Origin of the sequence: Nocardioides sp., assembly GCA_037045645.1 — a bacterium.
Taxonomy (GTDB): Bacteria; Actinomycetota; Actinomycetes; order Propionibacteriales; family Nocardioidaceae; genus Nocardioides.
This window is the reverse complement of sequence record JBAOIH010000001.1, coordinates 918,007-930,908: the sequence shown is the minus strand read 5'-3', so window position 1 is coordinate 930,908 and position 12,902 is coordinate 918,007. Positions and strand designations below refer to the sequence as shown.

General features: G+C 67.7%; 16 protein-coding genes. 5 read left to right on the top strand and 11 right to left on the bottom strand.

Going from position 1 to position 12,902, the window contains the following annotated elements; genetic code table 11:
• Positions 1-57: 57 nt before the first annotated feature.
• From V9G04_04495 to V9G04_04485, 3 genes are read right to left on the bottom strand one after another with little or no spacing between them, the layout of a single operon-like run.
• On the bottom strand, positions 58-1,830 hold the full coding sequence (locus V9G04_04495; protein ID MEI2712561.1) for a serine/threonine-protein kinase: 1,773 nt from the start codon (positions 1,828-1,830) through the stop codon (positions 58-60).
• Between the two features lie 55 nt (positions 1,831-1,885).
• Positions 1,886-2,011, bottom strand: a complete 126-nt coding sequence (locus tag V9G04_04490; GenBank protein ID MEI2712560.1) for a hypothetical protein — start codon at positions 2,009-2,011, stop codon at positions 1,886-1,888.
• Complete coding sequence (locus V9G04_04485; GenBank protein MEI2712559.1) at positions 2,008-2,421, bottom strand: DsbA family protein; 414 nt, start codon at positions 2,419-2,421, stop codon at positions 2,008-2,010. The genes V9G04_04490 and V9G04_04485 overlap by 4 nt, the downstream gene beginning before the upstream one ends.
• A 12-nt stretch (positions 2,422-2,433) precedes the next feature.
• On the opposite strand from V9G04_04485, the gene V9G04_04480 reads away from it, so the two are divergent.
• A complete protein-coding gene (locus V9G04_04480) occupies positions 2,434-2,556 on the top strand; it encodes a hypothetical protein (GenBank protein ID MEI2712558.1) in 123 nt (40 codons plus the stop codon).
• A gap of 45 nt (positions 2,557-2,601) precedes the next feature.
• Here V9G04_04480 and V9G04_04475 read toward each other — a convergent pair whose 3' ends face one another.
• From V9G04_04475 to V9G04_04465, 3 genes are all read right to left on the bottom strand, one after another.
• Complete coding sequence (locus V9G04_04475; protein MEI2712557.1) at positions 2,602-3,675, bottom strand: branched-chain amino acid aminotransferase; 1,074 nt, start codon at positions 3,673-3,675, stop codon at positions 2,602-2,604.
• A 99-nt stretch (positions 3,676-3,774) separates the two neighbouring features.
• Positions 3,775-4,836: a 3-isopropylmalate dehydrogenase gene (locus V9G04_04470; protein MEI2712556.1), complete on the bottom strand. Its 1,062-nt coding sequence runs from the start codon at positions 4,834-4,836 to the stop codon at positions 3,775-3,777.
• Positions 4,837-4,884: 48 nt separating this feature from the next.
• Positions 4,885-5,013, bottom strand: coding sequence for a hypothetical protein (locus V9G04_04465; protein ID MEI2712555.1), 129 nt, complete (start codon positions 5,011-5,013; stop codon positions 4,885-4,887).
• Positions 5,014-5,258: 245 nt separating this feature from the next.
• On the opposite strand from V9G04_04465, the gene V9G04_04460 reads away from it, so the two are divergent.
• The gene (locus V9G04_04460; GenBank protein MEI2712554.1) at positions 5,259-5,825 is read left to right on the top strand and encodes a class I SAM-dependent methyltransferase; all 567 of its coding nucleotides are present in this window, start codon (positions 5,259-5,261) and stop codon (positions 5,823-5,825) included.
• Between the two features lies 1 nt (position 5,826).
• On the opposite strand, the gene V9G04_04455 is transcribed toward V9G04_04460, so the two are convergent.
• A complete protein-coding gene (locus tag V9G04_04455) occupies positions 5,827-6,516 on the bottom strand; it encodes a hypothetical protein (GenBank protein ID MEI2712553.1) in 690 nt (229 codons plus the stop codon).
• Between the two features lie 61 nt (positions 6,517-6,577).
• Between V9G04_04455 and V9G04_04450 the strand changes: the two genes are divergently transcribed.
• Positions 6,578-8,011: a PLP-dependent aminotransferase family protein gene (locus tag V9G04_04450; protein ID MEI2712552.1), complete on the top strand. Its 1,434-nt coding sequence runs from the start codon at positions 6,578-6,580 to the stop codon at positions 8,009-8,011.
• A gap of 92 nt (positions 8,012-8,103) precedes the next feature.
• Here V9G04_04450 and serA read toward each other — a convergent pair whose 3' ends face one another.
• Entirely contained in the window at positions 8,104-9,711 is a 1,608-nt protein-coding gene (serA, locus tag V9G04_04445) for a phosphoglycerate dehydrogenase (protein MEI2712551.1), read from the bottom strand.
• Positions 9,712-9,838: 127 nt separating this feature from the next.
• On the opposite strand from serA, the gene V9G04_04440 reads away from it, so the two are divergent.
• Positions 9,839-10,108: a hypothetical protein gene (locus V9G04_04440; protein MEI2712550.1), complete on the top strand. Its 270-nt coding sequence runs from the start codon at positions 9,839-9,841 to the stop codon at positions 10,106-10,108.
• A gap of 15 nt (positions 10,109-10,123) precedes the next feature.
• The gene (locus tag V9G04_04435; GenBank protein ID MEI2712549.1) at positions 10,124-10,411 is read left to right on the top strand and encodes a YdeI/OmpD-associated family protein; all 288 of its coding nucleotides are present in this window, start codon (positions 10,124-10,126) and stop codon (positions 10,409-10,411) included.
• A gap of 4 nt (positions 10,412-10,415) precedes the next feature.
• On the opposite strand, the gene V9G04_04430 is transcribed toward V9G04_04435, so the two are convergent.
• The 3 genes from V9G04_04430 to pnuC form a co-directional block, all read right to left on the bottom strand.
• The gene (locus V9G04_04430; protein ID MEI2712548.1) at positions 10,416-11,120 is read right to left on the bottom strand and encodes a DsbA family oxidoreductase; all 705 of its coding nucleotides are present in this window, start codon (positions 11,118-11,120) and stop codon (positions 10,416-10,418) included.
• Positions 11,121-11,228: 108 nt separating this feature from the next.
• The gene (locus V9G04_04425; protein ID MEI2712547.1) at positions 11,229-12,245 is read right to left on the bottom strand and encodes an AAA family ATPase; all 1,017 of its coding nucleotides are present in this window, start codon (positions 12,243-12,245) and stop codon (positions 11,229-11,231) included.
• Positions 12,242-12,847 (bottom strand): nicotinamide riboside transporter PnuC, encoded by a 606-nt coding sequence (pnuC, locus tag V9G04_04420; protein ID MEI2712546.1) that lies wholly within the window; start codon positions 12,845-12,847, stop codon positions 12,242-12,244. The genes V9G04_04425 and pnuC overlap by 4 nt, the downstream gene beginning before the upstream one ends.
• Positions 12,848-12,902 lie beyond the last annotated feature (55 nt).

Here is a 12,902-nt window from a genome sequence, read left to right as displayed (position 1 = left end):
CGCGCTAGCGAATGATGATCACTCGGTGCTGCACGCCGCCGAGTCTGCCACATCGCCTCAGCCGGGAATTCCGCGGAGCAGATCGGTGAGACCAAGGTGCTCGAAAGGCCGCCCGTTACCCGGGGTCCAGTCCGGTCCGCTGGTCAACGCGACGTAGGCGGCGATCGTGCCCACGGCGACGACGACGGCGAGTCCGATTAAGAAGCCACGCGGCGACGCGGACAGTGGCGTGATGACTCGGGTGAGCGGGCCGCGTACGCGTCGTCCTCCCGGGCCGAGCCCCAGCGCTGCGGCGAAGGTCGTGCCGCAGGCCAGCAGCGTCTGCGCCATCGTCAGGTTGAGAGCGAACGCGAAGAGCCACACCGCGGTCGCGACCCCGATCCCCCACACGACCAGCATCAGGGTGCCGGGGATGGACCGGACCAGGTGCCACGGCGCTGCCATCAGCACGCGCGGGCCGTCGGTCCAACTCGGTCGGCCCCGCAGTTCGCGGCGCGCACTCGCGGCTTCGGCGGCGATCGACCCGCTGCGCAGCAGCCAGGCGCCGATGATGGCGGCGGCGCTCATCACGTACGGCACCGCCGCGATGAGCGCCCCTATCACCACCGTCAGCGCGAGGAACAGAGTCGTACGCCGAGCGCGGTGCGGCGCGGGGAGGGGCGCCGGAGCGGGCGGATAGCCATGGTGGTCCTGCCAGTAGGGCGTGGTCGGATCGTGGCGTTGCTGCGCCGGGACGGTCGGCCACTCCTGCTCGTGGACGGGCGACGAATCGGTCCAACTGTCGCCGGCCCAGCGATCCTCGGGCCATTGTTCTTCGCGCCGGGGCTCCTCGCCCCACGCCGACTCGCGCCCCCTCGGCTCACGCCACTGGTCCTCGCGACCCTGTGGTTCTTGCCGGTGCGACTCATGGTGGTCCGGCTCGACCTGAGTGCTGTCGGTGGCCCCCGCCAACGCCGCCAAGGCCAGGGGCGCGGTGAAGACGTCCTCGGCCTCGACCGGGCGTACGGGCGCGGTGAACGGCGACTCGGGCAGCCGCAGCGCGTCGCGCAGGTCGGGCAAGGAGGGGCGAGCGGTCGGCTCTGGCGCCAGGCAGGCGACCACGATTCCGCGCAAACGCGGAGGCAGGCCGTCGAGGACGTACTCCCCCCGCCGCACCCGATCCATCACCGCAACGGCAGGGCCGCGGCCGAACGGCGGACTGCCCGTGCCCGCGAGCGCGACTGTCGCAGCCCAGGAGTGGATGTCCGATGCCGTCGAAGCGTCGTCGCCGAACAGGATCTCGGGCGCCAGATAGCCCGGTGTTCCCAGCAGCCAACCCGTGTGAGTCAGGCGCGGATCGTCGGCGACGCGGGCGAGGCCGAAGTCGATCAGCACCGGCGTACGTCCCTCCATCAACACGTTGGACGGCTTGATGTCGCGATGCAGCACGCCTTGGGCGTGCACTGCGGCCAGCGCTTCGGCCAGGCACCGCGCGAAGTGGTCGAGGTCGGGGCCGGTGATCGGCCCTTCCTCGCGTACGAAATCGTGCAGCGAAAGACCCGGGACATAGCGCGTCGCGACGTAGGGGATGTCCCCCCAGGGATCGGCGTCGACGATCTCGGCGACATAGCGAGACTGGATGCGGGCCAACGAGTTGACCTCACGGGCCAACCGTTGACGTGCCTCCTCGCCGCCGATGATGTGCGGTCGCAGCACCTTCAACGCCACCCGCGTCCCACCGGGACGCCTGGCCAGGTGTACGACCCCCATGCCGCCCTCGCCGATGCGGGTCAGCAATTCGTACCCGTTGACGGTCAGCCCCGGAGGCGGACCGGGCGGGAAGGTGGCCACCTGAAGAGATTAGCCGCGAGGGGGTGCAGATCTTGGGACGTCGGCTGCAACCCGATCACATGCGGCGGCACTGACCTTCCTTGTTGCCCTTGACCTTGTTGCCCTTGACCTTGTTGCCGGTGCCGCGGGGGGCGGGGCGGTTGCCGAACGCCGGGATGTCAGTGCGCGAGAGAAACCTCATGCTTGCCGGCGACGCTGCGACTCCAAGGCGGCGATCAGGGTGCGTGCGTCGTGCGGCCCGACATGGCGGCGGTCACCGATGAAGAAGGTCGGAGTGCCTCGTACGCCACTGGCTGCGGCACTCTCGACGTGTTGGGCGACCAGGCGCTCTGTGCGCTCGTCCTCCAGGTCGTCCACGAAGCGTTCCAGGTCCAGCTGCAGTGCCGCCGCGTGCGCGAGCAGGTCATCGAACGCCAGTGCTTCCTGATGCTCGAAGAGTCGTTGGTGCATGTCCCAGAACCGGCCCTGCCGACCAGCGGCCTCCGCAGCACGCCGAAGAAGAACACGACCATCAGACCGTCGTTGATCCAGTGGTGCAGATCCATCGTGATGCCGCCGTCGCCCAGACGCAACGACAACTCGGTCTGCCACGGGTCGACGTAGGTGTCGGACCACGACGAGTTCGCCCACACCAAGGCGATCAGGGCGGCACACACGAGCAGCCCGGCCGAGCCGGACTCCGTACGCATGAACGAGCGCAGAGACCGCGAGGCGCTGGTGTCTTAGGAGTCCCCAGCCGACATCGGCTGCGCGGGATCAGTCAACGCAGGTTCAGACAACGCGATGCAACCAGCCGAACGAGTCCTCGACCCGACCGAACTGCATCCCGACCAGTGAGTCGCGGATCTTCATCGTCAGATCGGTTGAGACTGGCGCGGCGACCTCCCCGTGGGGTGACTTGAGCGCGCCAACAGGGGTCACGACCGCGGCCGTACCGCACGCGAAAATCTCGGTGATCTCCCCCGAGGCGATGCCGTCGCGCCACTCCTCGATCGAGAATTTGCGCTCCTCGACACGGTGACCGAGCGTGCCCGCGAGCTCGATGATCGAGGCGCGCGTGATGCCCTCCAAGATCGTGCCGGTTTCTGGTGTGACGATATGACCGTCGGCGTGGACGAAGAAGAGGTTCATTCCGCCGAGTTCCTCGATATAGCGGAACTCCTGGTCGTCCAAGAAGACCACCTGGTCGCAGCCCTGGCTCATCGCCTCCCGCTGCGCGGCCAACGATGACGCGTAGTTGCCGCCCGTCTTCGCCGCCCCCATGCCGCCCTTGCCGGCACGGGTGAACTGCTCGGAGAGCCACAGTGTGACCGGCTTGACCCCGCCCTTGAAGTACGCCCCGGCGGGCGAGGCGATCACCATGAAGGTGACGTGTTGGGAGGGGCGTACGCCCAAGAATCGCTCGGAGGCGAACATGAAGGGCCGCAGATACAGCGACTTCTCACCCTCGCTCCCAGGCACCCAGTCACGATCGACGTCCACGAGCGCGGCGACAGCTGACACGAAGTCCTCGACCGGCAGCTCGGGGAAGGCCAGCCGCTGCGAGGATCGCGCCATCCGCTCACCGTTCTTGTCGGGGCGAAAGAGCCAGATCGAGTCGTCGTCGTGACGATAGGCCTTCATCCCCTCGAACGTCTCCTGCGCGTAGTGCAGGACCGCGGTCGCGGGATCGAGGGAGAGCGGGCCGTACGGTTCGATCCGCGCGGCGTGCCAGCCAGCATCGGGGGTCCACTCGACAGTGAACATGTGGTTGGTGAAGTGGTTGCCGAAACCGGGGTTGGCCAGGATCTCCGCGCGCGCGGCGGGATCGACCGGGGACTCGGTGCGGGTGATGCTGATGTCCATGTGTTCAACCTAACGGGTCGGTTTGGTCTCGACTCCGCTCGACCGACCGAGTCAGAGCGCAGTTCGGCCAGCACTGCCGCGGTGGGCTCGGGGTGATTCCTAGGCCAAGCGGGACGCGATCGCGTCGCCGACCTCGGACGTACGCCGGGTGCTGCCCGGGGCACGCTCGGTGAGGTCGGCAAGGACGGCCTCCTCGACGGCGGTGGCCGCATCGGCGAAGCCGAGGTGGTCGAGCAGCAAGGAGGTCGAGAGGATCGCGGCGGTCGGGTCGGCGATCTGCTGACCGGCGATGTCTGGGGCTGAGCCGTGAACCGGCTCGAACATCGACGGGAAGGTCTTATCGGGGTTCACGTTGCCCGACGCCGCCAGTCCGATCCCGCCCGTGATCGCGGCGGCAAGGTCGGTGATGATGTCGCCGAAGAGGTTGTCGGTGACGATCACGTCGAAGCGGCCGGGGTTGGTCGTCATGTGGATCATGGCGGCGTCGATGTGCATGTAGTCGGTCGTCACGTCGGGGTATTCCGCACCGACCTGCTCGAACAGCCGCCACCACACCGACCCCGCGTGCACCAGCACGTTGGTCTTGTGCACCAGGGTGAGGTGCTTGCGGGGGCGGCGTTGCGCCCGGGCGTACGCATCCCGCACGACTCGCTCGACGCCGTACGCCGTGTTGACGCTGACCTCGGTGGCGACTTCGGCCGGCGTGCCGACCCGAAGCGCGCCACCGTTGCCGGTGTAAGGCCCTTCGGTCCCCTCCCGGACCACGACGAAGTCGACCTCGGTGTCACCCAGCGTCTGTGCGGACAGGGGTGACGTGACGCCCGGATAGATCTTCGAGGGGCGCAGGTTGACGTAGTGATCGAGCTCGAACCGCAGCTTCAGCAAGAGGCCCCGCTCCAGGATCCCCGGAGGCAGATTGGGGTCGTTGGGCTTGCCGCCCACTGCGCCGAGCAGGATCGCGTCGTGGTCCTTGATCTCCGCGAGCACCGACTCGGGCAGCACCTCACCGGTGGCGAGGTAACGCTCCGCGCCGAGGTCATAACGAGTAGGTGCGAACTTCACGTCCGAGAGGGCGGAGGAGGTCACGGCGTCAAGCACCTTGAGTGCTTCGGCGGTGACTTCCTGACCGATCCCGTCGCCAGGGATGACGGCGAGCCGGATATCGGTCGAAGCTTTGCGAAAGATCAGAGGAGGTCATGAACCGAGAACCTAGTTGTCGTCGGGCCGCGGTGCTGACGCGTCTCGCGCATCAAGCCGGGCCTGGACGCTCTCGTACGAGTACGGGTTGTCGGGGTTGTGGGCCGCAGGGCCCCAGGCGTCGGGATACATGTCATACATCGGAGGACTCCAACAAAGGCTGGTGTCAGAAGGAGATCTGACGAGAAGGAGACCAGGCCTGTCGCGGCGTACGCCGAACCCGCGACGAGGTGGCCCGGTCTTAGCGAGCCTCGCCGCGGCGTTCAATAAGTACGAACACGCTCCGCATGATGCGGCGACTGTACGCCTGGCTCCGCGGTCTGTCAGCCGCGTTCCGCAAGAGTTCGCATCCTGAGACGCGCCGCTCAACATGAAAGACTCGACGGATGAGCGCGCCCCAGGAACTGCCCGAGATCGTGTCGCGCGCCTTCGACGTGACGCGACGAGCCGGCTTCGTCTCGTTCTGCCGCAACGAAACCGGTCGCCTGCTGGCGACCCTAGCCGCGACCCGCACCGGCACGATGGCCGAGTTCGGCACCGGCACCGGCGTCGGCACGGCCTGGCTGCGCTCGGGCGTGAATGGCAACGCCAAGATCCTTACCGCCGAACTCGATGAACGCCTGGCCGACGCCGCCGCCCAGATCTTCGCCGACGACGACCAGGTCGAGGTGCTCAAAGCCGACTGGTCGATGCTGCAAGACCGTGGCCCGTTCTCACTGCTCTTCATGGACTCGGGTGACCCGGAGTCCGTGGGCGTCGACAAGGTCGCCGACCTGGTGGAGCCCGGCGGGCTCGTGGTGCTCGACGACTTCACCCCGTGCGAGTCGTGGCCGCCGATCTCGTACGGCCGCGTCGACATCTTGCGCGAGCAGTGGCTGACCGATGAGCGCTTCACCGCTGTCGAGGTGATGGTGGCGCCCGACGCCGCGACGCTGATCGCGACCCGGCGTTAGCTCAGATCGCTTCTTGTGTCACCGCGGGCTGCGGCACCTGGCCCCCGGGCACGTCCAACTCGACCAGGAACCACGGCAGCATCAGTTGCGTCAGCGGCCCGATGGCCAACGCATAGAGGATCGTGCCCACGCCGAGCACTCCCCCGAGCGCTAGGCCGATGAGTACGACGACGACCTCCAGCACCGTGCGTACGAGCCGGATCGAGTGACCCGTCACCCGCGCGAGGCCGGTCATCAGTCCGTCGCGCGGACCGCGGCCGAACTGCGCCCCGATGTAGGACGCCGTCGCCACACCGTTGAGGAAGATCGCGACCAGCAGAAGGGCGATCCTCGCCAGCCAACCTGATGGCGCGTCTACGAGACTGAGGGTCGCGTCGGCGGCGAGGCCGATCACGATCGAGTTGGCGATGGTGCCCAGGCCGGGCACCTCGCGCAGCGGGATCCACAGCAGCAGGATCAAGAACGACAAGCCGATCACGATCTGCCCGAATGAGAACGGCACGTTGCGTGCCAGACCCCAGTGCAGCACATCCCAGGGCATCGTCCCGAGCGCCGAACGCACCATGAACGCCATCGAGACGCCGTACAGCACCAGGCCGAGGAACAACTGCGGCAGCCTCCGACCCAGGCGCCCGGCACGCAGTTGGGCGACGGGTCCGAGATCGGTGAGGGAGACGGTCGGGGTAGTCACTCTCCGATGATCACCCAAGATTGGCCTTCCACGAAATAGCCAATTCTGAGATGGTGGCCTGATGAAGTCCCTCAGTGCCGCCCGCGCCGCTTCCCTGATCGGCGACTTCACTCGCTCCCCCGCGTACGCCGGACTCGCCGACGCGCTGCGCGTGGTGATCGGCGACGGCCGGGTTGGGTTGGGTGTACGCCTGCCCAGCGAGCGCGATCTCGCCGAAGCGCTGGGGGTGTCGCGGACCACCGCGACCCGGGCGTACGTCACCTTGCGCGAATCCGGCTATGCCGAAGCCCGCCAAGGCGCAGGCACGTTCACCCGGGTCCCCGGTGGGCGCGAGCGCGCCCACGACCGGGCACTGTTGCCGCTGGGTGATCGCGACGATCTGATCGACCTCAACTGCGCCGCCACGTCAGCCCCGCCCGGACTGGCGGAGGCGTACGCCGAGGCGATGGAGGATCTGCCTGCCTATCTCGGGGGTCAGGGCTACTACCCACTCGGACTGCCCGTGGCGCAGGCCGCGATCGCGGCGGCGTACGAGGCTCGGGGGCTGCCCACCTCACCGGGCCAGATCATGGTGACTCCAGGAGCCTTGGCGGCGTCGTCGATCGTCGCGCATGCACTGACCGGGACCCGCGACCGGGTGTTGGTCGAGGCACCGACCTATCCCAACGCGACCCGCGCCCTGAGTTCGGCAGGTGCCCGGATCGCCGCCGCGGTAGTCGATGATGACGGCTGGGATCTCGATGCCCTGGTGAAGACGGCCGCCGACACCAAGCCGCGACTGGCGTACCTGATCCCGGACTTCCAGAACCCCACCGGGCTCTTGCTGGCAGACGAGGCGCGGGCCGAGCTCGCTGCGCGGTTGACCCGACATGGCGTCCGCCCGGTGATCGACGAAGCACACCAGCAACTGGGGTTGGGCGTCGCGATGCCACCGCCCTTTGCGTCGTATGCGCCCGAGGCGATCACGATCGGCAGCGCCAGCAAGTCGCACTGGGGTGGTCTGCGGCTGGGTTGGATCCGGGCACCGCACGACGTGATGGACCGCCTGGTCAAAGCCCGCGTCGGCATCGACCTCGGTGCGCCCGTGCTCGAACAACTCGTCCTCACCGCCCTGCTGACCCGCCACCCCGAGGTGGTCGAGGGCAACCGAGCCCGCTTGCGCGAGCAACGAGACGCCTTGGTGTCGGCGGTGCGTACGCACCTGCCCGAGTGGTCCTTCCGGGTGCCCGACGGAGGCCTGGCGCTGTGGTGCCGACTGCCACGGCACGTCGGCACCGACATCGCCGCGCAGGCCGAGTTAGCAGGGGTGGCGTTCGCGGCCGGTCCGGTGTTCGCGCCCGAAGGCGGGCTGAACGAGCACGTCCGGATTCCCTGGGTGCGCCCGGCGGACGAGTTGGAGGAGGCCGTACGCCGGATCGCTCGCGCCTGGGCGCAGGTGATCGACGGCTCGGCCGGTCAGCTGGATCGGCCTACTGGCCGAATCTTGGTGGCGTGACGGCCCGGCTCAGCCCCCGGTTTGTCCGCTCAGCCCCCGGCTCGCCGGGGGTTGAGCGGACCTGAGTCCGCTCAACCCGCGGAATGGCCGGCTCAGTCCAGGTCGATCGCGCGCACCGACTCGGCCTCGATCGCGGTGCTGATCTCGTCGAGCACCTCGGCATCGATCGCCGAGTCGACCGAAAGCGCGACCAGGGCGGAACCGCCCTTGCCATCACGCGCGACCTGCATGCCCGCGATGTTGACCTCGGCCTCGCCGAGGATGCGGCCCAGCGTGCCGACCATGCCGGGACGATCCGAATAGCGGAAGAACGCCAGGTGCTCGGTCGGCTCCAGGTCGACGTCGAAGCCGTTGACCTCGACGATCCGCTCCCGCTGGTTGATCCCGACCAGCGTGCCGCTGACCGAGATCTGCTGACCGTCGGCGAGAGTGCCTCGGATCGTGATCAGGTTGCGGTGGTCCGGGCTCTCCGGATCGGCGATCAGGCGTACGGCTGTCCCCCGCTCGGCGGCGAGCAACGGGGCGTTGACGTAGGACACCTGGTCTTCGACCACGTCGGAGAAGACACCCTTGAGCGCGGCGAGCTCGAGCACCTTGACGTCGAAGTCGGTGATCTCGCCACGCACCTCGACATCGAGTTGCTGGGCGACCTCGCCGGCCAGACCGGTGAAGACCCGGCCGAGCTTTTCAGTCAGCGGAACCCCCGGGCGTACGTCTTCGGCAATCACACCGCCTTGCACATTGACCGCGTCCGGGACGAGTTCACCCGAGAGCGCCAGGCGCACCGAGCGCGCGACCGAGACACCAGCCTTCTCCTGCGCCTCGTCCGTGGAGGCGCCCAGGTGGGGCGTGGCGACGACGTTCTCCAACTCGAAGAGCGGGCTGTCGGTGCACGGCTCGGTGGCGAATACGTCAAGCCCGGCGGCAGCGATCCCGCCCGTCTTGAGCGCGTCATAGAGGGCGTCTTCGTCGACGATGCCGCCACGAGCGGCGTTGACCAGCACCAGCGAGGACTTGGCCTTGGCGAGCTGGTCCGCGCCGATCAGGCCGCTGGTCTCGGGCGTCTTGGGCAGGTGCACCGAGATGAAGTCCGACTCGGCGAGCAGCGTGTCGAGGTCGACGAGGCGTACGCCCATCTGCGCGGCGCGACCGGGCTGGACGTAGGGGTCGTACGCGATGACCTCCATACCGAAGGCCGCGAGCCGCTGTGCGACCAGGACGCCGATGCGGCCCAGGCCGACGATGCCGAGCGTCTTCTCGAAGAGTTCGATGCCGTTGTACTTCGACCGCTTCCACTCGCCGTTGCGCAAGGCCGCGTGGGCCGGGCTGATGTGGCGGGCCGCAGCCAGCATCAGCGCGACGGCGAGCTCTGCGGCACTGACGATGTTGGAGGTGGGCGCGTTGACGACCATCACACCGTGCTGGGTGGCGGCCTTGACGTCGACGTTGTCCAGCCCGACACCGGCGCGCGCGACGACCTTCAGGCGCTTAGCGGCGGCCAGTGCCTCTGCGTCGACCTTGGTCGCGGAACGAATCAAGATCGCGTCAACCTCGGCGATCGCGGGAAGCAGTTCGGCGCGGTCGGCGCCGTTGCAGTGCACGATGTCGAAGTCGGGGCCAAGCGCCTCGACGGTGGCGGGGCTGAGCTCCTCGGCAATCAGTACGACGGGGCGCTTTGCGGCGTTGGTCTCTGCGGTCACAGCGGGGTCCTTGAGGTATCGGCTCGATCGAGATCGGACGCACGACGCTGTGCGTGACCGATGCTAACGCGTGGCGCCGCCGAGTAGGACGTGAGTCCGGCCATAGGGATCTGACACAGTCTGACGCGTGGGTGTGATGGATGACGCCGAACGCGTGGAACCTCGTCACGAGAGCGAGTGGACGGACTGGCTAGCGGCCCATCACAGTCAACCCACCGGCGTCTGGCTGGTGAGCCCGCGACGAGCAGCCGAGCGACCCGTGACCTACGAGCAGGCCGTACGACAGGCGTTGCGGTTCGGCTGGGTCGACTCCACGCAGAAGCCGGTCGACGAACAGCGGTCGATGTTGTGGTTCTCGCCGCGCCGCAAGGGCAGCGTCTGGACGCGCATCAACTAGGGCCGGATCGCCGAGTTGGAGTCAGCCGGACTGATGGAGCCGGCCGGCGAGGCCGCAGTCGCTGAAGCGAAGGCCTCGGGGATGTGGACCCTGATGGACGCTGTCGAGGACCTGATCGTGCCCGGCGATCTGGACGCGGCTTTCGACGCGCACCCGGGCGCGCGCGAACACTGGGACTCGTGGTCGCCTTCGGCGCGCAAGCTGATCCTGACGTGGATCGTGTTGGCCAAGCGGCCCGAGACCCGCGAGACGCGCGTGCGTACGACCGCCGAGAAGGCCGCGCGGGGCGAGAAGGCCCAGTAGACGCTCAGAGCGCGCAGCCGTCAGGGCCGCACTCTTCGCCGGTGGCGAGCGTCTGCAAGGTCGGGTGCGACTCGGCCCAGACCTTCGTGAGCACGTCGGTGAAGACCGCGACGGGCTGTGCACCCGAGACGGCGTACTTGTTCTCGAACACGAAGAACGGCACCCCATTGGCGCCAAAGGCCTGCGCTTGCTCGATATCGGCCCACATGTCACTGGCGTACTCGTCGCTGCCCAACACCGCATCCACACGCGCCGGATCTAGGCCCGCACTCACTGCGATCTCGCGGATTACGACGTGGTCGGCGACGTTGGCGGCTTCGATGAAATACGCATGCAAGAGCGCTTCCTTGAGTGTGCTTTGCAGCGCGTTGCCACCTTCGGCGTGCGCGAGGTGGAGCAGGCGATGCGCGTCGATCGTGCCCACGCGCTGGGACTCGTGGTGGCGCCAGATCATCCCCTCTTCGGCCGCGACGGCTTCGACGCGGTCGATCATGGACTTGCCGGCCTCGACACCCCCGCCGTACTTGCGCCCCAGCGCCTCGGCCACCGTCTCCACCGGCGTGTCCGGCGCACTCGGGTCGAGTTGGAACGAATGCCAGCGAATGTCGACCTCGTCCGCGTGCTCGAAGTGGCGCAAAGCCTGCTCAAGTCGGCGTTTGCCGATGTAGCACCACGGACACACGACGTCGGACCAGATATCGATCTGCATGGAGGGACAACCCCGGGGGTGGGCGCATTCTTCCCACGCGGAAGAACTGCGGCCGGGACACGATTCCGAGTCACGCTGACCCGCCCCGTGGCCGCAGTTCTTTGGGTGTTAGCGGGTGAGCGGATCGGCCAGCTGCCAGCCACGCGCGAGCAGGGCGTCAATGCGTACGACCGCCTGCGCCAGCCGCTCCTCGGGAGCGCCCCGCACCTCACTCCACGGCACATCTGAGGTGGCAAGCACCTCCCGGAACCGGTCCTGCATCTGGTGGCGCAGATGCTCGCCGTCGCGCATGCCGTCTTGGACGAAGGGGATCTCATCGCCGGTGAGCAGGTAGAGATCGGGCTTCCACGTCTGGGCGCGAGCATGGACGGTCGGCGACGACCCACCGACATACCGCTCATGCCAGATCATGGTGGCCAGCACGTCGGTGTCGGAGATGACCAGAGGTCGCGCGGACCGTCGCATCGCCTCGACCTCCTGGCGCTGATGCTCCACTGCGATGAGGTCGAACTCGGCGCTGTGCCAAGACGCAGACAACCCGCCGGGCCGGATCTGGCTCCACCAGCGGCCGTACTCGGGAATCCACGGCACGGCGTAATGCTCGGCCAGCGCGCGACTCAACGTCGTGGTCCCGGTCGACTCGGCACCCAGGACCACCACGCGACGACACAGTCCCTGCCGTGTGGCAGCGGGCAGCGCCCACCAGTGCCCGGCGACGTCGGCGCGGATCGCGGTGCCCGACACCTGGAGCGTTTGTCGGCCGGGATCGACCTGGACCCACGTCGCGTCGAGTCGGCGCGCCAACTCCGCGCCGTACTCGTCGGACGTGAAGACCGCGTCGACTGGGGTATCGAGCAGCGTCTCGATCACCTGCATGTGCAGGTCCCAGATCGCGGGGTTGTGGAAGTCGACAGGTGTCTCGTCCATCCCGGTGACGACGTGCACCTCCGGGTGTTCGGCGCGGATCCAGTCAGCCCGCACCGACACCGGGATGCTCTCGATTCGGCTCCCGAGCACCTGGACGGTGACTCGGTGCGACGCGCCGCTGGCGGCACGGAGCAACTGCTGATGACCGGCGTGGAAGGGATAGAACTTGCCCAGGACCAGTGCGTGGTCGTGCCTCACACCGCCACCGCCTCACGGGCTTCGGCCGACGCAGCATCACGGGCCGACCGCCATTGGTTGAGGCCGACGACGCACAGGACCATGAACCCGGCATAGAGGATCGAGGTCAGGTAGAGGTCCTTGTGCCAATAGAGCACCACATAGAGCACGTCGGCGGTGATCCACAGCCACCAGTTGCCGATCCATTTCCGGTTGAGCATCACCTGCGCACCAAGGCTCAGGGCGGTCGTGAGCGCGTCCGCGAGCGGCACAGTCGAGTCGGTGTGCGAGGTCAACAACGCATAGATCACGCCGGTCGCGACGACAACGAACGTCCCCACCACTGCCCAGCCCCACGTCGGGGTGTCGCGTACGACCAGGGCTGTCCGGTCCGCGCCGCCGTAGAGCCACCAGTACCACCCGAGCGCACCAAGGACCAGGTAGACGACCTGGAGCCAGGCGTCGGCGTACAACCCGGCCTGCATGAAGAGCAGCCAGAAGAACACGTTGTTGGCGATGCCGAGCGGGAAGTTCCAGACATTGCGGCGTACGACCAGCCACACGCACAGCGCGCCGGTGATGAAGCCCGCAATCTCGACCGGGCTCAGAGTCCAACCTGACAAGACATCCTCCTTATGGTCATTATGACCATAGTGTGCGGTTGGACGGCTATTGTCA

Bases quoted from the DNA above. Each gene is read 5' to 3' on its own strand.
- V9G04_04490 (MEI2712560.1), bottom strand. From the start codon at position 2,011: ATGAGGTTTCTCTCGCGCACTGACATCCCGGCGTTCGGCAACCGCCCC.
- V9G04_04475 (MEI2712557.1), bottom strand. From the start codon at position 3,675: ATGGACATCAGCATCACCCGCACCGAGTCCCCGGTCGATCCCGCCGCG.
- V9G04_04465 (MEI2712555.1), bottom strand. From the start codon at position 5,013: ATGTATGACATGTATCCCGACGCCTGGGGCCCTGCGGCCCACAACCCC.
- V9G04_04460 (MEI2712554.1), top strand. From the start codon at position 5,259: ATGAGCGCGCCCCAGGAACTGCCCGAGATCGTGTCGCGCGCCTTCGAC.
- V9G04_04450 (MEI2712552.1), top strand. From the start codon at position 6,578: ATGAAGTCCCTCAGTGCCGCCCGCGCCGCTTCCCTGATCGGCGACTTC.
- V9G04_04430 (MEI2712548.1), bottom strand. From the start codon at position 11,120: ATGCAGATCGATATCTGGTCCGACGTCGTGTGTCCGTGGTGCTACATC.